The organism is Polyangium sp. 15x6 (genome assembly GCF_029960785.1).
GTDB lineage: Bacteria > Myxococcota_A > Polyangia > Polyangiales > Polyangiaceae > Polyangium.
The window spans coordinates 1-23,500 of record NZ_JASBQE010000041.1; the positions used below are offsets into that span (position 1 = coordinate 1).

Consider the following 23,500-nt stretch of genomic DNA (forward strand, 5'->3'; position numbering starts at 1 on the left):
GTCGGCGGCACGGGCGGCACGGGCGGCACGGGTGGAGTCGGCGGCGCCGGCGGTATCGGCGGCGAAGGCGGGGCCGGCGGCGCGGGTGGAGCCGGGGGCATCGGCGGCACGGGCGGCACGGGCGGCGCGGGCGGCGGCGGCGGTGAGGGCGGCGATCCGCTGGCCGTCGACAAGGACAAGGATGGCTGGACCGTTGGCGACGGCGACTGCTGCGACAACGACGTCAAGTGCGACATCCCGGGCAGCGTGAACCCCGGCGCGTTCGAGTACCTCGGCAACGGCATCGACGACGACTGCGATCCCTCGACGAAGGACGACGTCCCCGCGGCCGATTGCACCGATCCGCCGCTCGCCACGCCGACGAGCACGCTCGAGCTCGTGAAGGCGATGGACCTCTGCCAGTTCACGACGGAGAACCCGCCGCTCCCGCAGAAGAAGTGGGGCGTGATCGCGAGCTACCTCCAGCTCGCCGACGGGACGAACGCGGTCGTGCCGAAGGACGTGCAGGTCGGCGTGCTCGCGAACTACGGCCCGAACGTCACGCCGAAGAAGGGCGCGACGATGGCCGCGCTCTCGACGGGCACGGCGCGCGACGAGGGCGACCTCGGCTTCATCCACCCGCAAAACGGGCCCGATCCCGACATCCAGAAGGGCAACTACAAGGCGAACACGGTTTGCCCGATCCCGGGCCCCTACCTCGCGGCGAACGGCGGCAAGCTCCCCTCGCCCCCGGAGTGCCCGGCGTGCGTCGGCGAGAACTGCACGAAGGCGTTCGACTCGGTCAACTTCAAGATGCGCATCCGCGTGCCGACGAACGCGCGGTCGTTCTCGTACCGGCTGAAGAGCTACACCTCGGAGTACCCCGAGTACAGCTGCGGCCAGTTCAACGACTTCTTCCTCGCGCTCCTGAAGAGCAACTGGACGCCCGATCCGTTGGCGAACCCGCCGCAGGCTCCGCTCCCCGCGGATCGCAACATCGCCAAGGACTCGACCGGCAAGACGATCACGGTCAACAACGCGTTCTACGAGGTCTGCTTCCCCTCGCCGATCGCGCCGCCGGGCGCCTGCCCGGCCGGCGTGCTCGAGCTCTTGGGCACGGGCATGGGCGGCTGGAGCGGCGACTACAAGGACGGCGGCGGCACGGTGTGGCTCGTGAACGATGCGCCCGTCGTGCCCGGCGAGACCATGGAGATCGAGTTCATCATCGCCGATGCGGGCGACTCGAACGTCGATTCGACGGTGCTGCTCGACTACTTCCGGTGGGACATCAAGGCGGCGGCGGCCGGCGTCCACAAGTGATCCGCTGCGCGCCGCGGTCTTCGGGAGCGCGGCGCGCGGCCTCGGGCTTCGGATGGTGCGGGCTCGGCCCGCTCGCGATTTTACGAAGAGGTATTTCGAAATGATGAAGCGTACGAGGCGGAACGACATGCGCTTTTCGCTTTCGACCCTGCTCGTCCCGGCGCTCGTCGCATACGCGGCTGCGGCCGGCTGCGCCGCCGATGTCGGCGGCGGAGCGGGCGGTTCGGCTGGCACGTCGAACGTGAGCGACGGCGGGAGCGGCGGCACGGGCGGTGCACCCGGAGCCGGGGGCATGGCCGGCGCGGGCGGCACCGGCGGCACGGCCGGCGAGGGCGGCGCGGGCGCCGGGCCCACGAGCTGCGTGTCCGACGGCGATTGCGCGAACGATCCCGGCGGTACGATCTGCAACGCCGACACGGGCAAGTGCGTCGAGTGCATCCCGAGCGGCGATCCGCTCGTCGATGACTGCGGCCTCGGGCAGTACTGCAACAAGGACGAGGGCAAGTGCAAGGTCGGGTGCACGCACAAGGCCGACTGCATGGGCGCGCAGGTCTGCGACACCATGAAGAACGCGTGCAGCGAAGGTTGCATCGTCGACACCGACTGCTTCCCGGGCTCGATCTGCATCTCGAAGACCTGCATCCCCGGCTGCTCGGCGACCCAGCCTTGCCAGGCCGGCTTCAGCTGCTGCGCCTCGAGCTGCTACGACTTCTCGAACGACGAGAACAACTGCGGCTTCTGCAACAACTCCTGCTCGCATGCGTGGGTCATCGACAACACGCAGACCCCGCCGCTCATGGGCGGCCCGCCGAACGGCACGGCGGTCTGCGACAACGGCCTCTGCTCGCTCGGCGCTTGCAAGGCCGGCTTCTCCGACTGCAACAAGGACCCGTCGGACGGCTGCGAGTGGAACACGCTGCAGGACGGCCCGTGCACCTGCGTGCCGGGCCAGACGCAGTCTTGCTACCAGGGCTTGCCGGGCACGCTCGGCGTCGGGCCGTGCAAGTCCGGCACGCAGACGTGCAAGGAAGACGGCTCGGGCTGGGGTGATTGCCTCGGCCAGGTCCTCCCGAAGTACGAGATCTGCGCGAACGCCATCGACGACGACTGCAACGGCGCGGCGGACGACTCCTCCGGTGACTACGACGGCGACGGCTACAGCTCGTGCGGCGGCGGCGACTGCTGCGACTTCCTGAGCCCCGGCTGCCCGAACCCGAAGGCCGTCAACCCGGGCGCCTTCGAGTTCCCCAACGACGGCGTGGACAACGACTGCGACGCGGCGACGCCCGACAACGTCGAGGCGCCGCCCTGCAGCTCGTCGGCGAAGTTCGCCGCGGTCACGGCCGAGGACGTGGCGAAGGCCATGGAGCTCTGCCAGTTCGTGCCGGAGAACCCGCCGGCGGGGGAGTTCAAGAAGTGGGGCGTGCTCGGCGCCAAGCTCGTCCTCGCCGACGGCTCGACGCCGACCGCGGCCCAGTTGACGGTCCTGCAGGACAAGTCGACCGCGATCATGACGGGGTACGGCTCGGTCGTGAAGCCGCAGAAGGGCCTCACGATGGCCGGCATCTCCAGTGGTGTCATGCGTGACCAGGACGACGTCGGGTACACCGGCACGAGCACGAGCCACAGCATCAACGGCAACCCGCCTGCCACGTACCTGCTCGCGAACGGCGGCAAGCTGCCTTCGTCGCAGGGCTGCAGCGGCAGTTGCAACTCGGGCACGGGCGCGAACGACTCGATCAACGTGCGGCTCGACATCCGCGTGCCCACGAACGCGAAGTCGTTCGAGTACCAGTTCCGGTTCTTCTCCTCGGAGTACAAGAGCTGGCAGTGCTCGTCGTACAACGACTTCTTCCTCGCGTTGCTCCAGTCGGGCGCCATGGGCCTGCCGACCGACAAGAACATCGCGAAGGACGGAGGGGGTAATCCCGTCAGCGTCAACAACGGCTTGTTCCAGGTCTGCGTCGCCAAGGGCTGCAACACGTGCCCCTCGGGTGCGGGTGAGCTCGCGGGAACGGGCATGCAGCTCGACAACGTCGGTGGCGGCACGGACTGGCTCTTCAACACCGCCTCCGTCGTCCCCGGCGAGAAGATCACGCTCGAGCTCATGATCTTCGACGTGACCGACACCATCCTCGACTCGCTCGTCCTGCTCGACAACTTCCGGTGGAACGCGGCCGATCTCGGCACCGGCATCCACGAGTGATCCGCTGATCCCGGGCCGCGAGGGCGCCTCCTCCGGGAGCGCCCCCTCGCGGACAAACCCGTCCGTGGTCCAAAGGTTGGACCTCCAAGCATAGACTTTCCGAAAAGCTTCCATCCCGCTGTCAAGCTTTGAAAGCGTGGGAAGACGACCCCGCCGGCGGGCGTTCGGATTTTCTCCATTGCGTCTCGGCGCGTCCGCAGGCATCTTCGACGCTCGTGGCGACGAAGGCGGACGACGCAGACTGGCGAGCGCCCAGCCCTCCTGGGCAACCCCTGCGATCCAGCCTCCACACGCGTCGTGTTGCACGGCACGTTTCCAGCCTCGCCGTGGCCACCGTCCTGGCATCGGGGGCCGTCGGCTGTGCTGCCCCGGGCAGCCTCTCGCAGCTCCACGCCGTGAAGGAGGCGAGCGCGAACACCCGCGTCGCGTCGGCCCTTCGGCAAGAGCCGATCGCGCCTGCGGAGCGGCCCATCGCGGTGCGGGCCACCGAGGCGCGCGTCGTCACGGTCGAGACGCGCCTCGCCGCGGCTGCGTGGCGCTCCATGTCCGAGGACGTGGACAGCGAGATCCTCGCGAACACCTCGCGTTGCCCGGCGGAGATGGCGCTCGTCGACAACCGCGTCTGCGTCGATCGCTGGGAGGCCTCGCTCGTCGAGCGTCTCACGAGCGGTGAGGTGCGCGGCTTTTCGCCGTTCTACCCCGTCGACGGACACGAAGCCTCCGTGCGCGCCGTCTCGCGGCCCGGCGTGATCCCGCAGGGCTACATCAGCGGGGAGCAAGCGCAGCGCGCCTGCCAGGCCTCGGGAAAGCGCCTCTGCGCCGCCGACGAGTGGGAGCGCGCTTGCCGCGGCCCGAAGCGCACCCGCTTCCCCTACGGCGACGAGCGAAAGCGCCGCGTCTGCAACGACGACATCCGCAGCGCGCACCCCGTCGTCGAGGTCGCCTTGCGCCTCGGCATCCCCGAGGAGCGCCGCTGGACGGACGGCATGAATCAGCCGCTCATCAACCAGCTCCCGGACTCGCTCTTCGAGACCGGCATGCGCGCCGAGTGTACGAACGAGTACGGCGTCTTCGACATGGTCGGCAACCTGCACGAGTGGATCGAGGATCGCGACGGCACGTTCCGCGGCGGCTTCTACATGGACACGTCGTTGAACGGCGAGGGCTGCTCCTACCAGACCACCGCGCACGACTTCCGCTACCACGATTACTCCACGGGCTTCCGCTGCTGCATGGATCCCGATCGAGTCGAGTGAGATGTTCCGAACGACGATGGGCCCCTGGTCCCCGACGGCCTACGCGCTCACGCTCGCGCTGTCTCTCCTTCCGAGCTGCTCGAAGAAAAAGGAAGACGCCCCGATCGCGCCGCCCCCGCCTCCGCGCGGGGCCGCCTCGCTCGATCAGCTCTCCACCGGCCTCGGCACCGCCAAGGGCCTCGACGCGAGCCTCGCGCCGCCATCGATGAAGTTCGATCACGTCTACGTGCTCGACGACAAGCGGGCCATCCTGGCCGGCGGCGTCCCCGGCAGCGTGGCGATCGCGCTCATGACCGTGGACGCGGGCAAGACGTGGAAGGCCTTCCGCACCGACCGCGATACCTGGTCGAGCTACACGTTCGGCGCTGAGGGCATGTTCGCGCTCGCCCTCGGCCCGAAAGAGACGACCGCGGAGGCGCCCCCGGCGGTCGGGAAGAAGGCGCCCCCGCCGCCGCCGTTCCAGTTCTTCTTCGCGGGCCTCGACGCGCCCTCGTTCGGCACGGCGACGATGGTCGATCAGCCGCCGCTCGCCCGAAAGCCCGACCCGAAGCTGCCGATCCCGAAGCCGCGCCTCGCGCTGCTCGACAAGGAGACGGCGTCGCTCGTCGTCGAGCCCACACCGAAAAAGTATGTCGCGCGGTATGTGACGCCGCCCGGGACCGATGCGCCGGCCGAGGTCGCGTTGCCGAAGCTCGAGACGTTCGCCACGGGGCCCGTCGGCCGGCCGCCGCGGCTCTTTTCGGTGAAGGGGCGCGAGGTCGTGTCGCGCAAGTGGCCCGCGCCCGGGCAGACCGTCGCGGCGCCTGCGGAGTCCGAGTACATCGACTTGAAGCTCCTGAAGCCGACGCCCACGCTCGTCGCCGAGCTATCTGCGCCCTCGGCGTGTGACGTCGGTTCGATCTCGTACCAGGCGATCACGCAACCGCCGACGAAGCAGAATCCGAACAAGAACTTCTACCTCGTGGTGACGCCCGACAAGCTCACGCTGGTCCCGCGTCCGGCCGAGGCGCTTTCCGGCGCGGCTATCGGCTGCAACGACACGAAGTTCGTCGTCGAGGCGCCGGATGCCGACAAGCAGAGCATAACGCTCTTGCTGTGTGATCTGGAAGGCAAGTGCACGACGCCGTCGCGCCCCGTATTCAAGCCCTGGATCGAGAAACACGAGCGCGAGATCGTCGCGGTGCCGACGTCCACGGGCGCGGCCGCCGTGATGAGCGCGCAGGCCGGTGAGCGCTGGGGGCTCTACTACGCGCAGTCGACGGACGGCGGGAAGTTTTACGAGCGCGCGCGCATCATCGGCGAAGGGACCGGCGCGCGCGGGCGTGTCGACTTCGGTGCGCTCGTTTCGTTTGGCAAGCGCACGCTGCTCATCGTGTCCGCCGATGTCACGGGTACTTCGAGGCGCGGCTTCTACGTGCTCGTATCCGACGACGACGGCGCCACCTGGAACCCGCCGTAAAACGATTGCCTCGCCTCCATGCCCGCGCCCTCCTTGGGCGAGCGTGAGAAGATGAAACGCGCGCAGGGGCACATCGTTCAAAATTGAAAGGTAAGACCGTTATAGGACTGCAAAAAGGCGTCGAAAGCGTGACGCCTGCGCCGTTTTGGCGACGCGCATAACGACGAGCGCGTGTTTGCGCAGCGTGGCGTGAGAGCGCATCCCACGGCCTTGCCGGCTGGGTTCGTCCGAGCGAGCGGCGGTGGAAGGATGCTCGGTCCGCCCGGACATACCGTGCGCGCGTTTCGCCGCGACACACGCTTGCCCGCCCCGCTGGGTTTGGCCGCCGACGACCAATCGAACCGGCGGCGCGATCCAGCGCGAAAAACGTTTTGGACGTCGCGACGACCCGGGACGCTCACGCGTCATTCGGGCGCGGCTGCGGGTCGGGCCATAACGATCGATCGTGGGCAGCCGCTCCGGTCGAGCAGAGCTGGAGGACGCGTCATGTCGGCGACGTCGTTTTGACTTCGTCCGGACGATCGATCGTCCTTCGAAACGACCGCGCGGCCCGAATCGAGGGCGGGGAGTCATCTCCACCGCCTCCGCGTCGGGCCGCCAGGTTTGCGAGTCGTAACTCGCTGGCAGGCTGTTGATAAACGGCTACGCGCCCTGGACCTATGGTCTACGTCGAGCGCGCGCTCCGTTCCCCAACAGCCCGCAACTCACTTCGCCGCAGGCTGCGCCGCGGGGGCCGCCGCGCGCTTGCGCGTGACCTTCGCCGCGGGGGCCGCCTTCTTCGCGGGGGCGCCGGCCGTCGAGGGGCCGCTCGCCGTCTTGCGCGCGTTCAGGCTCGCCTGCTCCGCCGTCTTGAGGTCGGCCGCATAGCGGGCGAAACGACGGTCACCACCCTGGAAGATGCGCTTCGCGAGCTTCAGCTCCTTGAGCGCAGCCGCCGCGCGCGTCTGCGGAATGCCGGCCTGACGGGCCACGTCGCTCGCGCTCACGCCGTTCGACGCCTTCACGATGCGCTCCACCGAATTGAGGACCTCTTGCCGCTCCGCGGAGAGGGCCGCCGTCTTCTTCGGACGGCCGGGCTTGCGCTTCGCAGGTGCAGCAGGCGCCGCCGCGCGACCACGCTTTGCGGGAGCCGGGGCTTCCGGCGCAGCCACGAGCGCCTGCGGCACGCGGGCCGGACGACCGCGACCCCGGGTCGCAGCCGCAGCCACGAGCGGAGCCGCCGCCGGAGCGGCGGTGACGGTCTGGCCGAGTTTATCCTTCACCAGTGCGAGAATCGCCGAGTCGGGCATCTTCCGCACCATGTCCACAATCTGCTGCTCGAAAGCGTCGGTTGCCATGTCTTCTCCCTCGCCGAATCCCGCTCGGCGGATGGTTACGACTATGCCTTTGGAGGCGGGCGGGTCAAGCGAATAAAGTGGCAGGACGGTCTTTTCGTTCATTTTTTGGTTCGGCTCGCGCGCGCCTCCCAGGTTTTGCCTCCGCCGCCCGGTAGCGCCGGACGTTTACCGGACCGACCGACCGCTCGAAATCCCTCGCGAGGTCGCGCGATGCTTGCATTGTCCAGTCAGGCGCTCTCGTTTGGCGCGCGCGCGGTCGGCCAGTCGATCCAGGCTTTGCGACCCGGGCTTTGCCGTGCACGCAGCCATGTCCTCCCGGATTGGGGGGAGGGTCTCTCCCTAAAGACCGGCCCGACGTCGCTTCATTGCTGCTCCTTCTCTGCGCAGGCCACGCCCGGCGGTGACACCGGGATAGCCACTGGGGCGAGCTCGAGCCGCTTGCCAGTTCGACGAGGCATGCCGCGCGACGCGTCCGCGACGATTTGTGTCCGGCTCGCGCGCGCCCGCCGAGGCCCGCGCGGCGATAGCGGCGCCGGAGGACCCCATGACCCGCGAGGTACGTTGCAAAGCCTCGGGGAGGATGCGCCACGAAACCGACGAGGAGCAGGCGCCCGGGACTTCGGCCCTCCGGCGCTGCGCGTTGTCGCGCTCGTATAATATAAGGAGAGGAGGCGCGCCGCGGCAGCCTTCCGGCCGTGCAGCGACGGCCCTCACGAAGCAAGCCTGGCGCGCGGGCGCGCGTTGTCGTCTTTTCGAGGAGCCCGGCTCCGCCGAAGTCACGATGGTGCGTCGATCGAGATGAAGAGGAGTTGAAGACGAGATGTAGAGAGATGAAGAGGCGTGCGTTTCGACGCCGGAGCGCCCCCCGAGGGAGGGCGCGTCGATGTCACTCCGGGTCGATGCGGTACAGCTTGCCGGGTGTCCCGCCCTGGCTGTTGTCCACGATCACGTAGAGCTCGCCCGCGGTGTCCTCGCCGAACGAAGTGATGCCCGCGCTCAGCGACGTGCTTTCGAGATCGGCCGTGATCTCTCCCTCCTTGATGATGTTGCCCTTCGACCACGCGAGCGTGTAGAAGCGCTTCGAGCAATAGTCGGCGTAGAGGTACGTCCCGACGAGCCCCGGGATCTTCGACCCGCGGTAGACGTATCCGCCCGTCACCGAGCAGTCGTTCAAGCCGCTTGCATGCTCGTACTCCGTGACCGGCAAGGTGAGGCCCGCCGTGTCGCAGCCGTTTGCCGGCTGGAAGCAGAGCGTTCCTTCCATGGTGTTCCAGCCATAGTTCTTGTTGCCTTCCCCGGCCGGCTCGACGTTGATTTCTTCGACCACGTTCTGGCCGACGTCGGCGATGTAGAGATCGCCGTTGCATCGATCGAAGCTGAAGCGCCAGGGGTTGCGCAGGCCCCAGTCCCAGATGTCCTTGTCGCCGTTCTGGAGGTTTCCCGGCGGAGGCGTCGGGTACTTATCGACGTCGATGCGGAGAATCTTGCCGAGCTTGGCGTTGATGTCCTGCCCGTTCTGATCCGGATCGCCGCCGCCGCCGCCGTCGCCCGTGCCCACGTAGAGGTAACCATCGGGCCCGAACGCGAGCATGCCGCCGTTGTGGTTGGTGTGGCCCGGATGCGGGATGGTGAGAATCACCTTGCCCGAACCCTGGACCGCCGTGTCGGGCGAGGCGCCGCGAGCGTACTCGGCGATGGCGATCGCGCCGTTCGGGTTCGGCTTCTGCGTGTAGTAGACGAAGAATCGGCCATTCTCGGCGTAGTTCGGGTGGAACGCGAGGCCGAGCAAGCCGCGCTCATTGGCCGCCGCCTCGACGATCGCGCTGATGTCGAGGAAGGGCTCCTGCACGAGATTGCCGCCGTTCACGATGCGGATGCGGCCCGGCTTCTCCAGCAAGAAGAGGCGGTTCGTATCGCCCGGCGCGCCCGTCACGAAGGTGGGGCGGTCGAGGCCCGTCACGAGCTCGGTGAGCGCGAGCTTGGGCAAGGCTTCGGACGTGCCGGGCGCGCATACCTGCATGCCGCCGCCACTGCCGCCCGCGCCACCGGCGCCGCCCGCGCCGCCTGCGCCGCCTGCGCCGCCCATTCCGCCAGTCCCGCCCACGCCCCCGTCACCGCCGGTGCCGCCGGTGCCGCCGCTGCCGCCCTTTCCATCGTCGCCGCAGCCGACGACCGACAGCGCGCTTGTGGCCGCGCCGACGAAGAAGAGAAATGCCAACCTGGTCCCGTTCGACTTCAAGAAATCCATGTCCGCAACGTACGCGGATCGACCCGCGACGTCGATCCCCTCGCTGGAAATGGCCGGACGGTCGCGCGCTCGGCCTCGCGGAGCAACCATCGGGGCGAAACATTGCGACGTCGCGGTGGATGACTCGTTTCGCTTCGAAGGGTCCTTCGGAACATCTCCCTCGCGCTCTTGCGCATCCTCTCGTCGCGCCGCGAAGATTGACGCGCGGCAGGAGACGCGCGAAGCACCTCGACGCCCGCGCCCCTGTGCGGGCGCCGAATCCCCGATGCGACACCGCGTTTCCAAGGCCCTCTCCCTGATCGCCATCCTTTCCCTCGTCGCTTGTGAAAAGAGCGGCAGCGAGGGAGGCGCGCCGCCCGCTCCCTCCGTCGCCCCCGCGACAACCGTTCCGTCCGGAAAAACCGCCGAGGTCGCGCCGAGCGCCGCGGCGCCGAGCCCGAGCGCTTCCGCGGCTCTGCCCGCCGAGCCGCCGGGGCTCGTGGGGACGTGGGAAGGCCGCTACGACGCAAAGAAGGGCGAGGTCGAGATGCCGCCCAAAGTGAAGGACAAAGTCCGCACGAAGGACGACGGCAAGGTGGCGGTGGGCCCGGGGACGCTCACGCTCACCATCGGCCCGGACGGCGAGCTGAAAGGAAAAACCTCGGGCGCGCTCGGCGCCGCGGCGCTCAGCGGCAAAGTCGAGGGGGACGAGGTGCGCGCCACGTTCTTCCCGGAAGACGCGGTTTCCAAAGATGCGATGTTCGGCATCGTCCAGGGCAAGCGCAAAGACGACAAGATCGTCGGACGCATCCGCGTGGCGAGCGGGGACGCGTCGGTCGTGCGCGAGGCCGAAATCGAGCTGAAGAAGAAGGACTAGCGGCGCGATTTCATCGCGAAGACGCCGCGAGGGCCGAGTGCGGCGCGCCGGGCTGTTCGAGCACGGTCCACACCTTCGCTTCGATGAAGACGCGCACGAGGTCGGCGTCGACGTGCTGGTCTTTGACTTCGAGGCCGAGGATGTCGAGCGCGCGGTCGACGGGTACGGCCTTCTTGTAGGGCCTGTCGCTCGCGGTGAGCGCGTCGAAGATGTCGCTGACGCTCATCATCTTGGATTGCAGCGGGATTTCCTCGGCGCGCAGGCGATGCGGATACCCCGTGCCGTTCAAGCGTTCGTGATGCGAGCCCGCGATGACGGCGACGCGGCGGAACTGTTTGCCCCAGGGGATCTGTGAAAGGAACTGGTAGGTGTGGACCACGTGGTTGCGGATTTCTTCGATCTCCGCGGGCGTGAGCGATCCACGCGCCACCGACAAACACGCGACCTCCTCGGAGCGGAGGAGCGGCACGACGTCACCCGAGAAGTCGGTGAACGTCTCGCGCGCGATGGCCTCGATGCGCGCGAAATCGCCGCCTTTGAGGACCGAGGGCTCGTTCGCCGCGACGATGGCGGCATACGCGGCTTCGAGCTCGGCCTTGCGCGCCGATAATTCCTGATCGAGCGCGGCGAGCTCGTCGGCGCGCGCGCCTCGTTGCACGAGCCGAAGCTTGCGTTCGAGGATCTCCACCTCGTACGAGCGCGACGCGATCTCGATACGATGACGGATGATCGCGAGCTCGTGCGGATAGAGCTTCTTCGCCTTCACGAGGACCTGCTCGCGTACGCCGATCTTGCCGAAATCGTGGAGCAGCGACGCGTACTCGAGCTCGCGCAGATCGTCCTTCGTCCACGTGACGCCGCGATACGGCCCGGCCTTGTCGCGCTCGAGCGCGCGCGCGAGGCCCACCGTCAGCAGCGCGACCCGGCGCGAGTGACCACTCGTCGTGGGATCGCGCTGCTCGATGGCCTCGACGCTGGCGCGCACGAAGCCTTCGAGCATGTGGTGGATCTCGGTATAAAGAACCGCGTTCTCCAGCGCGATGCCGGCCTGCGATCCGAGCGTGCCGACGAGCTCTTCGCTGCGCGCGTCGAAGGGGACGACCTGGTCGTCGACGTCCTCGTCCGAGAGGAGTTTCCGATCGCCCGCGCGTTTCTTGTTGAGCAGCTGGATGACGCCGATGACCTCGCCTTTGCGCGAGAGCAGCGGCATGCACAGCATCGACTTCGTGCGATAGCCGATCTTCGCGTCGAACGATCGATCGAAGCCGTACGGCGATACCGCGGGCAGGTCGTAGACGTCGGCGATGTTGAGCGGCCGCTTGTGGAGAGCGACGTAGCCCGACATCGATCGGGGGCTCACGGGCAGGGTGAACTCGCGCGCGTCGAAGGGCACCGAGTCGTTTTGCGAGAGCTTGAAGCGCAGGGTGCGGCGGAGCGGATCGGGATCGTCGCCTTCGACGACGTAGATGCTGCCGGCATCCGCGCCCGTGATGAAGCGGCTCTTCTCCAGGATGAGCGAGAGCAGCTTGTCGAGCTCGCGCTCGGTGGTGATGGCCTTGGCAATCTCGATGAGCTCGCCGAGCTCGTAACGATAGCGGTTCAGCCATTTGCCGCGCGCCTCGGCGCGGGCCTTCGACTCGAGAAGCTCGCAAACGTTGTGGATCGCGACGTAGAGCTCGTCGGCGCTCGGATCGGGGCTCACGAGCGCGCCGAGGCCGCGGTTCAAGGCTCCCGCGACATCGCCGATGGCGGGGCTACCGACGAGGACGAGCATGGCCTCACCCGAAGCGAGCTTGTGCGCGAAGGGGCGCAGCACTTCGCGGCCGCGGTCCCAGAGCGAGCCCGGCGCGAGCACCGCGAAGAGCCGGTCACTCCGCACCGTGACGAGCAAAGGGTGCGGCCGGACGACGGTGCGATCGGACAGACGCGCGTCCGACGTGAGGCGCGCCTCGATGATGTTCATCGTGGTGAGGGCGTCCCTGCCGTATCGCGCCGAGCTTCGGGCGGCGTCACTCGCCCCGTCGATGAAAAGGCTCACGAGGCGGTCCCTTTTTCGCGCGGTTCGTTCGCGGGGTCGAGGTTCGTCGGGGTCGATTGCGCCGCGGCGGGGCCGTCGCGGCGATCTCGATCCCGGTCCCGCTCTTTTTCCGCGCGCCTCGCCGCGACTTCCTGATCACGCTTCTCGTACGCGACGATGATGCGTTGCACGAGCGGATGGCGGACGACATCGACCTCGGTGAAGTGACAAATCGCGATGCCCTCGATCCCCGTGAGCAACTCGCGCGCTTCTGCGAGGCCGCTTCGCGCGCCGTGCGGCAGATCGACCTGCGTCACGTCGCCCGTGACGACCGCGCGCGACGAGTAGCCGAGGCGTGTCAGGAACATGCGCATCTGATCACTCGTCGCGTTCTGCGCTTCGTCGAGGATGACGAAGGAATCGTTCAGCGTGCGGCCACGCATGAACGCGAGCGGCGCGACCTCGATCTGTCCGCGCGAGACCAGGCCCGAGGCTTTGTCGGCATCCATCATGTCGTGCAAAGCATCATAGAGCGGACGGAGGTACGGATTCACTTTCTCGGCGAGGTCGCCCGGCAGAAAGCCGAGCCGCTCGCCCGCTTCGACCGCCGGGCGCGTGAGGATGATGCGTTTCACGCGCCGCTCGAGCAGCGCGTGCACGGCCATGGCCATGGCGAGGTAGGTCTTGCCCGTGCCCGCCGGCCCGATGCCGAACGTCATGTCGTGCGTGCGGATCGCCTGGATGTATCGCTTTTGCGCGATCGTCTTGGCGGTGACGGGCCTGCGCCGCGCGGTCACGAGCACGACGTCTTCGAAGAGCTCGCGCAGCGTGAGCGCGGGGTCTTCGCGGAGGGCCTGGACGGCGCGCACGTAATCCTGCGCGTCGAGCACGGCGCCGCTGCGCAGGAGCTGGGCCGCCTCGGCGAGGAATCGCTCGGCGAGCGCGACCGCGTCGGCGTCGCCGGCGAGGCGAATGATGTTGCCCCGCAGGCTCGCGTCGATGCCGAGCGTCCTCGCCACGGACTTCAGGTGTTCACTCGCCGGACCGGCGAGCGAGACGAGCGTCGCGTTGTCGAGCACCTCGACGTCTGCCGTGATCCGAATGGGCGTGCTGCTGGTCATGGTTCGTTCTGTCGCTTGCTCGTGTTGCCCCGGCCGCGCGTGGCTTGACCCTCCGCGCGTCGCATGCGAGCGTCGTGCCCGCCCGTCGGGCGCGAAGCCGGAAACATTCGCGAATGCTGCATACGAAAAGCGGGAACACGAAGCGCCTCGAAGGAGGCCTCCGCGGGAGCATAGCCAAGGCGGTGCTCTCCGGCGCGCTCGCGTGTGTTTTTTCTGTCCCGGCCGCGCTCGCGCAAGTAAGGCCGGCGCCGCCTGGTCCCAAACCTGCGGCCACAGGGGAAGGAAAAACCCAGGCGAAACCGCCTGCGCCGAAGGCCATGGGGACCGTGCCGCAGCCCTTCGAGCTGCGGAAGGTGGTGATTCCGCCGCCCACGCCTGCCGGCCCGCCGCCGCCGCCGCCCGCCGGCAAAACGCCGCCCGCAGTCACGCCGCCGCCCGCGCCCGTGCAGCCGTTTCCGATCGAGGTCGACGTGCCTTCGCGCACGGAGCCGCGGATGGCTCTGGCCGGTTTTCAAGGGGGAATTTTTCTACGTGATCCCTCGGACGACATACGCATGTATGTCCGGGGCCGTCTGCACCTCGATTTCCATTCCTTCCTCGGCGGCGGCGCGAGCGCGCTTCCGGCCGAGGATGGCGGCGCGCTGCTCGCGCCCCGTTTTTTTGCTCGCCGGGCGCGTATCGAGCTCGCGGCCGATCTCTTCCGCCGATGGTTTGCCCTGGTCGGCGTGGATTTCGGCGGGCAGCCCATAACGAACCCGATGGGCGAGGCGCAGCCGCCGACGCAGCCGCCCGGGCAAGCGCCCTTGCAGGCGTGGACGCGCTTCGCGCCGCCCCAGTCCGTGGGGGCGACGGCGCAGCTCGCGAACGTGTACATCGACTACACGCTCCTGCGTCAGTTTCACGTGATGCTCGGGCAACACCAGGCGCCGTTTTCCCTGGAGAACCGCACGGGCAACGATCAGCACCCGTGGATGGAGCGCGTTCTGCCGATTCGAGCGTTCGTCCAGCCGAACGGCAAGGAAATCGGCATGACGATCTGGGGCGACCTCAACGAAGCGCAAACCCTGAGCTACGAGCTCGGCGTCTTCGTCGGCGACGGACCGAATCGACCGCAGGTCGACGGTTACCCCGATTTCATCGGCCGCTTCGTGGTGCGCCCGTTCTCGCGGGGCACGCCGACGACGAAGGCCCCGCCTTCGGGGTTGTCGAGCATCATGCCCCGGGCGCACATCGGCGTGAGCATGCAGCGCGGCGCGCGTGATCCGGCGTTCGTCGCGTACGACTATCCCGCGATCACCACGGCGCAGGGGTTTGCATTGTGGGATCCGCGGTACCGCGACACACGCGGCAGGCTCGTGCGCGTCTTGCCATCGGGCGCGCAAAACCGCATCGGCGGCGAGCTGCGCGTGCCGATCGATCGGTACGAGCTGCGCGCCGAGGCGTACTGGGTCGACAACGGGACACGCGAGGCGATCGATGGACTCGCGTTCGAGCACACCGAGCGGATCGGGAATGTCGAGGGCGTGGGCTGGTACGTGCACGCCTCGGCGTGGCCCGTCGGGGATGCGTTCGTGAACGGCGAGCCGGGTTTTTCCCGGCCACCCAGGCTCGATCTATCGGATCCGGCGGCCCAAAAGCGGAGCGACGATCGGCGCGGGCTCGAGGTGATGGCGATCGCGGCGGGCGTGCAAGCGCGATACGACGGCGCCGCGCGTGGAGGCGACTACGATACGGCGACGCCGGGCGCGCCGGGCCGGACGTCGAAGATCTCGGTCTTCCAGGTCGGGCTCGGCGCGACCTACTGGCACACGCGGTTCGTCCGGGTGACGGTGAACTGGCTCGCCTACCACACGCCGGGGAGCGGGGCGGGGGAGAACCTCGCGCTCGTGCCGGGAAATTTGCTCGGGGACACGGAGAATCCCGCGAAAAGCGCCACGTGGATGCACGAGATCGGCGCGCGCGCGGCCGTGAACTTCTGAGTCGTCGTCGTCGCACAACATTTTTGGCCCAGCCCCACGCCCCGCGTTAAGGCCCGAGGAGCCAATGCGTCAGTGGATCGCCATCGGTGCCGCCGTGGGGCTCGTGGCCGTCACGCTCCCCATGTTGCGCAAGCACGACGTGGAGCTCGCCGGCCTCCTCGCGAAAAGCAAAATCGAAACGAACGGAGGGCCCGTCGTCACGCGGGAGGTGACGCCACCCCCCCTGACCGACATCGACCTGACCCGGATCGACGATCGCGGAAATGTCGCGATCGCGCCGGCCCACGGCAATCGCAAGGCCGAGCTTTCGGTGGTGCCGAAGTACCAGCGCGCGGCGGTGGCGTTGCTCCGCGGCGGGCACGTGCCCGAGGGCGCCGTCGTGATGACCGACATCAAGACGGGTCGGGTGCTCGCGTGGGCGAGCTACGTGGATCAGGGCGCGATGCACGACGTCGCGGCGGAGGCGACAGCGCCTTCGGCGAGCGTGTTCAAGATCGTGACGGCGACGGCGCTCGTGGAGCACGCCGGGCTCGGGCCCAACACGAAGCAGTGTTACTCGGGCGGCGAGCACGCGATCACCGCGAAGGACATGATCGACAACAAGAAGCGCGACAAGTGGTGCGCCACGCTCGCGCAGGCCATGGGCCGCAGCTTGAACACCGTGTTCGCGCGGCTCGCGGCCAAGCACCTCGATCGCGGCGAGCTCGAAGGGACGGCGCAGAAGCTCGGCTGGGGGCAGGACATCCCGTTCGACGTGAAGCTCGCGCAGAGCACGATTTCGCTGCCCGAGGACGAGCTCGGCTTCGCCCGCACGGCCGCGGGCTTCTGGAACACGACGCTCTCGCCGTTCCAGGGCGTGAACCTGGCGACGACGATCGCGAACGGCGGCGAAATGGTGCGCCTGTCGATCGTGTCGAGCGTGAAGGACGAGGACGGCGAGATCTACAAGGGTCCGACCGCCCGCATGCCGATCAAGCGCGTGATGAGCGAGCAGACGGCCCGAGCGATCACGTCGATGATGGAAGAGACCGTGGATTCGGGGACGAGCTACAAGTCGTTCCACGATCGCGCGGGCCGGTCCTACCTGCCGGACATTCGCATCGCGGGCAAGACGGGCACGCTGACGAAGCCGACGCCCGAGGGCCCGTTCTACACGTGGTGGGTCGGCTTCGCGCCCAGCGACAAACCCGAGGTCGCGCTGTCGGTGCTCGTGGCGAACGGCGCGAAGTGGCGCGTGAAGGCGACGCACGTGGCCTCCGACATGCTGCGCGTGTACTTCGCGGACAAGGACGCGCCGGGCGTGCGGAGCCCGTTCGATTCGGGGTCCGTGGCGCGGCGGGACTAAAACTCGGTGCGGGGCACGTCGCGGGGCTCGAAGCAGCCGCGGCAGCGCGCCTCGTAGCTCTCGGCGCCGCCGACGAGCACCGTGGTGGCCTTGGGGATGAGCCGCTGCGAGCGGCTCGCAGGGCCGCCGCAGACGGCGCAGACGGCGTGCACCTTCGTGACCTCCTCCGCGATGGCCATGAGCTCGGGCATCGGCGGGAAGGGGCGGCCGAGGTAGTCCTGGTCGAGGCCGGCCGCGATGACGCGCAGGCCTCGATTGGCGAGTTTGTCGCAGACCTCGACGATGCCTCGATCGAAGAACTGCGCCTCGTCGATGGCGACGACGTCGGTCTCGTCGAGCACGCGCTCCTCGATACTCGTGCTCGTGCCGACGGCCACGGCCTCGACGCTCACGGCCTCATGGCTGACGATGCGATGTGCGTCGTATCGATCGTCGATGCGCGGCTTGAACGCCTGGACGCGCTGGCGAGCGAGGATCGCGCGCTTGATGCGCCGGATGAGCTCCTCGGTTTTTCCACTGAACATCGAGCCCGTGATGACCTCGACGGACCCTGTCGGACGAGCAGGTACCCCGCGCACGGGCGGAGACAGACCCCGGACGGCGGAAAGAGGCAAGGGGAAACGGCAGGCATCACGTCGCGCCGACCCCGGCCCGGCGCGCGGCGTGGTCCGGAATGGCTCGGATCTCGGGGAATTTCGGAGGTTTGTGGGAGCTCGGTCGCTCGATGAAAACCCTCCGAACGAGGAGCATGCGTCGCGTCGTTTCCGGAGCTTTCGCCGCGCGCGCTGGACGGACGCGTGGAAATCAGGCGTCGCTCTTGTGCAGCTTGTGCCCGTCTCGCGAGTGCATGCTAGGATGACTGCTGTGCAAGTTGTGCTCCGCAAGCTCGGCCGTGGCTCCCGCGCCGTCGTCGGTCGACTGGTACGTGCTCCGCGGAAAGGCTCCGTCGTCGTGATCGAGTTTTCCGACGGGATGCACGAATACGTGACGACGCCGGTCAAGCGGGTCCTGCGGCTCGCGGGGCGGGAAGTGTTTTACATCGAGACCGTGAACTCCCGGTATCGCCTCGAGGTCCGCGGCCGTGAGGTCGCCCTCGACGGAGCGGTCGGCGGGAGCTGACGAGCCCACCTCGATCCCTTCCCCAAATCCTTGCGGGCGGGCCCAGTCTTGGGCAGATTTGCCGCCCGTTTTTCGAACCGAACGACGAGGCTCACGCAGCACACGCTGCGAGAGGGCCCGACGAAGCATCCCCCGAGGAGTCACACGCGATGGGTTACCGTGATCGCCGCAACTCGATCAAGATGAGGCGCCGCAAGGCACAAGCGAAGAAGAAGGCGCGCGCCAAGGCACCGAAGGTCGAGCAGACCACGCAGGAGACCGCAGCGCCGAAGAAGTCGAAGAAGTCCGCGGCTGCGGCGCCCGCTGCGGCGAGCTGAGAGACTCCCTCACCCCATCCCCTCTCCCTCACGGGAGAGGGGACGTGAGAGGTCTGGAAAGAAAAGCAGCTCTAGAAGCTGCTTTTTTCGTCCTTTGCGCTGCCGGTTTTGCCCTTGGGCGTGGCCGTGTCCGCGGGACGATCGAGGAGCGCCGTGTCGCCCGCGGCGCACTCCTCCGTGTCGACGTGCCAGCCGCTCGCGTTGCGCCATCGCTGCACGAGCTCGGTCGTGCGGAGCTCGGCCTCGTCGACGCGTTGCCACTCGACACGCACGCGCACCTCGGCTTCGTCGCGGTTCTTCATGCGCACGTCCGAGAGCTCGAGGTCGACGACGCGCACACGGTCGCCCCAGGAGGCGTGACGCTTCGCCCACGCGTCACGCGCCGAGAGCGCGACGTGCTCGCGCGCGATGTCCATGCGGCCGAAGCGCAGCGCCGTGTTGTGGTCGTACGCCGCGTCCATGAGCTTGTCCGTCGGCGACTGCGGCATGACGCAGCCCGCAAAAGCGAGCGCGAGGAGGAGGGCGAGGGATCGGCGCACGTGCCGAAGAGACGCCTTGCACGAGGATCGGGGCAAGTTCTTGGCCTTTCTCGTCAGAACGCGCTCGAGGCGAGGAAGTACGCCTGGCCGCCGGGGATCGCCTTCCCGCTGAAGCCGTAGGCGTACCCGACGCGAAGCTGCGTGTTGAGGTAGTAGCCGAGCGAGAGGCCGAGCCAGAGCTCGGCGCCGATCGAGGTGTGGAGCTTGGGCGCGTCGATGAGCGCGCCGTTCGAGAGGAACGAGACGTCGTCCCGCGTGAGCTTGTCGAACGCGCCGCCGTAGTCGACGAAGACGTTGCCGTCGAGGCGGCGTACGAAGAAGGGGAGCGTGGACAAACCCCAGTCGGGCTTGATGATCGGGAAGCGGTACTCGGCGTTCGTGAGCAGGTACGCGCGGCCGGCCGCGCTGCCGGGCGCGTAACCGCGCAAGACGAAGGAGCCGTCGTAGATGCCCGTCGTGACCGAGTCGACGATGCTGACGTTGTCGAGGTCGTAGCCGCCGACGAAGAAGAAGCCGTCGCGCGGGTAGGTGCCCGCGGCGATGCCGCCCGCGACGCGCAAGGCGAGCGTGTGCAAGCCGCGCCAGGGCATGGGGACGTAGCCGATCACGGACGTCTCGGCCGTCTGGAGGGTGAAGTTGCTGCCGGTCGGCGGACCCGCGTATTCGACGGCGAAGCGCATCAAGTAGCCGCGGATCGCGCCGGCCGCGTCGAGCGAGCCTTCGACGTTGGAGAAGGTGTAGGCCGCGCGGACGGTGCCGATCGTGCCGCTGATGGGCAGGCGCGTGCGCGTGGCGTACGGATCGGGCTGCGTTTGTCCGGGGAGCTCGCCGCGGAAGCCGGTGAACGAGTAGGAGAGGCTCACGCTCTGATCGGTGAACTCGCCGGGCATGCGGTAGACCATGCTCGACGAGAGGCCGATGCCGCGTTCGTCGTAGGGGACGTCGCGGCCGTTGATGCGGTAGCCCTGGTAGCGCGGGGAGACGGCGTAGAAGAAGCGGAGATTGAGATCGACGGGGAGACGGCGGTAGGCGTAGTCGAGGTTCAAGCGCGGCGCGGGCGCGGCGAAGTCGGCGATGAGCTCCGCCTGGAACTCGTGAAAGCCCGCGACGTCGGCGCCGAACGTGGTGAGCGTGAGCGCGTTCTGGCTGTAGTTGCCCGGGCCGAAGGAGACGCCGTAGTTGCGCGGCGCGAGCGTGGAGAGCGCCTGGTACGGGGTCTTCTGCATGCGCACGCGCTCGGGCTCGGTCGGCGGATCGGGGCGATCGGTGGGCGCCGGCGGCGCGTCGAGGAAGCGCGCCGGATCGAGCGGCATCGCGTAGAGGTCGTAGCCCTTCGAGGTGTAGCCGACGTAGACGAGGGTCTTGTCGTCGGGGCTTATCGCGGGCTGGAGCGCGCCGATGCGCACGTTCGTGACTTGCTTGAGCGCGCGGCTCGCGACGTCGTAGGCGTAGATGTTCGGGATGCCGCTGCGATCCGAGGAGAAGTAGAGCGTCTTGCCGTCGCTCGACCAGGTGGGGTTCGCGTCGAGGGCGCGGTCGTGCGTGATGTTCTGGAAGGAGCCGGTGGCGGCGTCGACGATGCGGATGTCGCGGTAGCCACCCGTGGTCCACGCGCTGTAGGCGATGGAGCGACCGTCGGGCGAGAAGCGCGGCGTGTAGGCCTGCTCGAAGCGCGCGCTCGGGACGAGGTCGCGCCGGTTCTGGATGTGGCCCTCGGGGTCGAGGTCGGCGATCTCGAGGAAGGTCGTGCCCTTCGTGTTGACGGTGAACGTGATGCGACGGCCGTCGGGGCTCACGTCGGGCGCGCCGGCGCGTAGGCCCACGGTGAGGCGATGGCGCGCGGCTTCGTCGCCGCGCGGCGACATCTTGCCGTTCTCGACGCGGTAGAGGTCGTCGCGGCGGTAGACGAGCTTGAAGGGGCCGTTGCTCTGATGGAAGTGATCACCGGCCGGCGAGAACGACGAGGCCGAGGCGCCGCGGGTGCGGGCGACGAGCTTCGCGTCGTCCTCGAACGCGTCGTGGCGGGCGTTGAACCGCGCGCGGTAGATGCCCTCGCGGACGTTGTAGTCGTCGCGGTAGTAGACGAGCTCGTCGGCGTCGGTCGAGCGTGCGTTTCGTGGGACGAACCTCGGGTAGAGGACGTTCCGGCCGTGGCGGGTGAGGCGCACGCCTTCGCGCAGGCCCCGCGCTTCGACGGCGCGCACCTGCGCGGCGTACTTGAGGCGCAGGTGATCCTTGAAGCCGTCGTAGAGCTCTTCGTACGTGCGGCCGGTGGCGCGTCGGATCGAGCGGTTGATGCCCCAGGGGATGAGGTTCTGGCCGTAGTCCGCGGCGACGGCCGTCATCGTGTGGCCGCCGTAGACGTCGGTGATCCAGCCGAGGAAACGCGAGCCGTAGAGGTACCAGATGTTCCCCTGCGGCCAGCGCATCGAGGTCGACGACATCTGATCGAGCCGCGCGATGTTGTCGTCGAGCACATCGGCCCGCAGGAACATGTCGAAGAGCGCGGAGCGCAGGCGGCCCGCGCTCGACTGGTGCGACTCGTACACCGTCGCGAGGCCCTCGATGATCCATCGCGGCTGCACCTGGTTCGGCGCGTACGACTTGCCGAGGATCGCGTTGGCGATCGCGGGCAGCCCCGAGATGTTGTCGAGGTGCAGGATGTGCGTGTGCTCGTGCGTGATGAGGTCGAAGAACCAGTCGTCGTAGTCGCCGAGCGGCGAGAGGTCCTCGGGCGCGGTCGCGTAGAGGCGGACCGTGTTGAAGGGCAGCGCCGTGGCCGAGCCGTTCGCCGAGTCGACGTCGTCGGTGATCACGATCTCGGTGCGGCCGCGCGGGCGGTTGTCGAGCGCGACCGTGAGCCGGGCGTGGATGAGCTCCGAGACGCGCGCCACGCGTTCGGCGAGCGGCGTGAGCGTGGTCGGGTAGTGGACGCGGAAGTGCGTCGTCTCGATCGTTTGCCAATCGAGATCCGGATCTCCGACGGCCTCGGCGGTGCGGGGCACGGCGAGGGCCAGGGAGAGCGCGGCGCCTACGAGGGCCGCGCGGCGTTTCGGAGAAGGCTTCACAGGTCGTCGTAGAACATCGGCTCGCGGTTCCGCGCGTAGCGGTAGACGAGCTGCCTGCCCTCGTTGCCGATCTGGGTGAATCGCGCGCCGAAGCCGGGCTCGGAGGAGCCGCTCGCTTCGCGCGTCCATTGCACGACGCCCCTCGCGTAGAACTCGTAGTCGCCGGGGAGAAGGACGCGGAGCTGCACCTCGGCGCCGAGCTTCGGGATGCGGTAGGTCGAGACGAAGATGCCGCCGTGCTCGACAACGTCGTTGCCGGAGAGGCCCTTGTAGAAGTTCGAGGAGCTGTGCGTGCCGAGCTCGACGTCGACGGCGCGCGTGCCGGGCGGCGGCGCGTGCTCCTTGGACCGCGTAGGCGCGGGCGCAGGCGTGGCCTTGGCGGGCGCGGGCGTGGGCTGCGGATCCCTGCGCGGCTCGGCCTTCGCGGGCGCGGGCGTGGGCGCGGGCTCCTTGGCCTTCGCGGGCGCGGGGGCCGGCGTGGGCGCGGGCGCGACGGGTTGCGGCGCGGGCGTGGCCTTGACCTCGACGACGGGCTGCGGCGCGAGGATCGGCGCGGGCTTGATCTCCGCGATGGGCGCGGGCGCAGGCTCGGGGGCGATCTGGAGGACCGGCGCGGGTTTGATGATCTCGACGGGCTCGGGAGCGGGTGCAGGCTTCGCTTGCGCCAACGGTTCGGGCGCGGGAATGGGTGCAAGTCTCGCCTCCGACACAACCGGTTGAGGCGCGGGAAGGGGTGCAGGCTTCGCTTGCGCCAAAGGTTCGGGCGCGGGAACCGGTGCAGCCTTCGGTTCTGCGAAAGTTTGAGGCGCGGGAAGGGTTGCAGGCTTCGCTTGCGCCAACGGTTCGGGCGCGGGAACCGGTTCAGCCTTCGGTTCTGCGAAAGTTTGGGGCGCGGCAACGGGTGCAGGCTTCGGTTCCGCCACCGGTTGGGGTGCGGGAACGGGCGCAGGCTTCGGTTCCGCGACGGGTTGAGGCGCGGGCCCACCCGTGCCCTTGTACTTCGCGAGCGCGTTCACCTTGGCGAGCGACGCGGCGACGGCTTCGAGCACCGTGTCGACCGCGGGGTGATCCACGTCGAGCGCCTGCACGTCCGCGAGGACCTTGCGCACGTTCTTGAGGGCGACGTCGCGGCCGTCGAGCACGGCGCCGTTGCTGCGCTCGATCTTGTGCAGGATGCCCATCGTCTTCGCGATGGGCTCGGCGGCTTCGAGGAGCTCGTCCGGCGCGTCGTCGGCACTCTGCAGGGCACCGAGCGCCTCGGCGAGAGATGCGCGCGCGGTCTTTGCGAGCTGAGCGGGTTCCACGGTCCTCCTCCAAGAAAGGCGCGCCTGTCG

At 68.5% G+C, this 23,500-nt stretch carries 17 protein-coding genes; 9 read left to right on the forward strand and 8 right to left on the reverse strand.

Annotation, left to right across the window (positions count from 1 at the left end; all coding sequences use genetic code 11):
• The 4 genes from QHF83_RS27315 to QHF83_RS27330 all read left to right on the forward strand — a co-directional run.
• Window positions 1-1,299, forward strand: a 1,299-nt coding sequence (locus QHF83_RS27315; RefSeq protein WP_282420890.1) for a choice-of-anchor L domain-containing protein, incomplete at its 5' end; no start/stop codon positions are given.
• Between the two features lie 127 nt (window positions 1,300-1,426).
• Entirely contained in the window at window positions 1,427-3,505 is a 2,079-nt protein-coding gene (locus QHF83_RS27320) for a choice-of-anchor L domain-containing protein (RefSeq protein WP_282420891.1), read from the forward strand.
• 326 nt (window positions 3,506-3,831) lie between these two features.
• Window positions 3,832-4,761, forward strand: coding sequence for an SUMF1/EgtB/PvdO family nonheme iron enzyme (locus QHF83_RS27325; RefSeq protein WP_282420892.1), 930 nt, complete (start codon window positions 3,832-3,834; stop codon window positions 4,759-4,761).
• Window position 4,762: 1 nt separating this feature from the next.
• Entirely contained in the window at window positions 4,763-6,220 is a 1,458-nt protein-coding gene (locus tag QHF83_RS27330; RefSeq protein ID WP_282420893.1) for a sialidase family protein, read from the forward strand.
• A 704-nt stretch (window positions 6,221-6,924) separates the two neighbouring features.
• Here the strand turns inward: QHF83_RS27330 and QHF83_RS27335 are convergent.
• Both QHF83_RS27335 and QHF83_RS27340 read right to left on the reverse strand, forming a co-directional pair.
• Window positions 6,925-7,557 carry a hypothetical protein gene (locus tag QHF83_RS27335; RefSeq protein ID WP_282420894.1) on the reverse strand — a complete coding sequence of 211 codons (633 nt, stop codon included), beginning with the start codon at window positions 7,555-7,557 and terminating at the stop codon, window positions 6,925-6,927.
• Between the two features lie 886 nt (window positions 7,558-8,443).
• Window positions 8,444-9,805, reverse strand: coding sequence for a PQQ-dependent sugar dehydrogenase (locus tag QHF83_RS27340; RefSeq protein WP_282420895.1), 1,362 nt, complete (start codon window positions 9,803-9,805; stop codon window positions 8,444-8,446).
• A gap of 265 nt (window positions 9,806-10,070) precedes the next feature.
• Between QHF83_RS27340 and QHF83_RS27345 the strand changes: the two genes are divergently transcribed.
• Window positions 10,071-10,661 (forward strand): hypothetical protein, encoded by a 591-nt coding sequence (locus QHF83_RS27345; RefSeq protein ID WP_282420896.1) that lies wholly within the window; start codon window positions 10,071-10,073, stop codon window positions 10,659-10,661.
• Window positions 10,662-10,671: 10 nt separating this feature from the next.
• Here the strand turns inward: QHF83_RS27345 and QHF83_RS27350 are convergent, their stop codons facing one another.
• Both QHF83_RS27350 and QHF83_RS27355 read right to left on the reverse strand, forming a co-directional pair.
• The gene (locus tag QHF83_RS27350; protein ID WP_282420897.1) at window positions 10,672-12,699 is read right to left on the reverse strand and encodes an HD family phosphohydrolase; all 2,028 of its coding nucleotides are present in this window, start codon (window positions 12,697-12,699) and stop codon (window positions 10,672-10,674) included.
• A complete protein-coding gene (locus QHF83_RS27355) occupies window positions 12,696-13,799 on the reverse strand; it encodes a PhoH family protein (RefSeq protein WP_282420898.1) in 1,104 nt (367 codons plus the stop codon). Before QHF83_RS27355 ends, QHF83_RS27350 begins: the two co-directional genes overlap by 4 nt.
• A 113-nt stretch (window positions 13,800-13,912) precedes the next feature.
• On the opposite strand from QHF83_RS27355, the gene QHF83_RS27360 reads away from it, so the two are divergent.
• Together QHF83_RS27360 and QHF83_RS27365 are read left to right on the forward strand one after the other, a co-directional pair.
• Window positions 13,913-15,778 carry a porin gene (locus tag QHF83_RS27360; RefSeq protein WP_282420899.1) on the forward strand — a complete coding sequence of 622 codons (1,866 nt, stop codon included), beginning with the start codon at window positions 13,913-13,915 and terminating at the stop codon, window positions 15,776-15,778.
• Window positions 15,779-15,842: 64 nt separating this feature from the next.
• Window positions 15,843-17,123, forward strand: coding sequence for a penicillin-binding transpeptidase domain-containing protein (locus QHF83_RS27365; RefSeq protein ID WP_282420900.1), 1,281 nt, complete (start codon window positions 15,843-15,845; stop codon window positions 17,121-17,123).
• Here the strand turns inward: QHF83_RS27365 and QHF83_RS27370 are convergent.
• Entirely contained in the window at window positions 17,120-17,701 is a 582-nt protein-coding gene (locus tag QHF83_RS27370) for a thymidine kinase (protein WP_282420901.1), read from the reverse strand. The genes QHF83_RS27365 and QHF83_RS27370 overlap by 4 nt on opposite strands.
• A 286-nt stretch (window positions 17,702-17,987) precedes the next feature.
• On the opposite strand from QHF83_RS27370, the gene QHF83_RS27375 reads away from it, so the two are divergent.
• Together QHF83_RS27375 and QHF83_RS27380 are read left to right on the forward strand one after the other, a co-directional pair.
• Window positions 17,988-18,242, forward strand: coding sequence for a hypothetical protein (locus QHF83_RS27375; RefSeq protein WP_136933470.1), 255 nt, complete (start codon window positions 17,988-17,990; stop codon window positions 18,240-18,242).
• Between the two features lie 149 nt (window positions 18,243-18,391).
• Window positions 18,392-18,559: a hypothetical protein gene (locus QHF83_RS27380; protein WP_281318547.1), complete on the forward strand. Its 168-nt coding sequence runs from the start codon at window positions 18,392-18,394 to the stop codon at window positions 18,557-18,559.
• Between the two features lie 71 nt (window positions 18,560-18,630).
• Here the strand turns inward: QHF83_RS27380 and QHF83_RS27385 are convergent, their stop codons facing one another.
• The 3 genes from QHF83_RS27385 to QHF83_RS27395 are packed head-to-tail and all read right to left on the reverse strand — an operon-like array spanning window position 18,631 to window position 23,470.
• Complete coding sequence (locus tag QHF83_RS27385; RefSeq protein ID WP_282420902.1) at window positions 18,631-19,098, reverse strand: hypothetical protein; 468 nt, start codon at window positions 19,096-19,098, stop codon at window positions 18,631-18,633.
• Between the two features lie 53 nt (window positions 19,099-19,151).
• The gene (locus tag QHF83_RS27390; RefSeq protein WP_282420903.1) at window positions 19,152-22,166 is read right to left on the reverse strand and encodes a BamA/TamA family outer membrane protein; all 3,015 of its coding nucleotides are present in this window, start codon (window positions 22,164-22,166) and stop codon (window positions 19,152-19,154) included.
• Entirely contained in the window at window positions 22,163-23,470 is a 1,308-nt protein-coding gene (locus QHF83_RS27395) for a hypothetical protein (protein ID WP_282420904.1), read from the reverse strand. Before QHF83_RS27395 ends, QHF83_RS27390 begins: the two co-directional genes overlap by 4 nt.
• Window positions 23,471-23,500 lie beyond the last annotated feature (30 nt).

Coding starts and splice junctions, on each gene's coding strand:
- QHF83_RS27320 (WP_282420891.1), top strand. CDS start 1,427: ATGCGCTTTTCGCTTTCGACCCTGCTCGTCCCGGCGCTCGTCGCATAC.
- QHF83_RS27330 (WP_282420893.1), top strand. CDS start 4,763: ATGTTCCGAACGACGATGGGCCCCTGGTCCCCGACGGCCTACGCGCTC.
- QHF83_RS27335 (WP_282420894.1), bottom strand. CDS start 7,557: ATGGCAACCGACGCTTTCGAGCAGCAGATTGTGGACATGGTGCGGAAG.
- QHF83_RS27340 (WP_282420895.1), bottom strand. CDS start 9,805: ATGGATTTCTTGAAGTCGAACGGGACCAGGTTGGCATTTCTCTTCTTC.
- QHF83_RS27345 (WP_282420896.1), top strand. CDS start 10,071: ATGCGACACCGCGTTTCCAAGGCCCTCTCCCTGATCGCCATCCTTTCC.
- QHF83_RS27355 (WP_282420898.1), bottom strand. CDS start 13,799: ATGACCAGCAGCACGCCCATTCGGATCACGGCAGACGTCGAGGTGCTC.
- QHF83_RS27360 (WP_282420899.1), top strand. CDS start 13,913: ATGCTGCATACGAAAAGCGGGAACACGAAGCGCCTCGAAGGAGGCCTC.
- QHF83_RS27365 (WP_282420900.1), top strand. CDS start 15,843: ATGCGTCAGTGGATCGCCATCGGTGCCGCCGTGGGGCTCGTGGCCGTC.
- QHF83_RS27380 (WP_281318547.1), top strand. CDS start 18,392: ATGGGTTACCGTGATCGCCGCAACTCGATCAAGATGAGGCGCCGCAAG.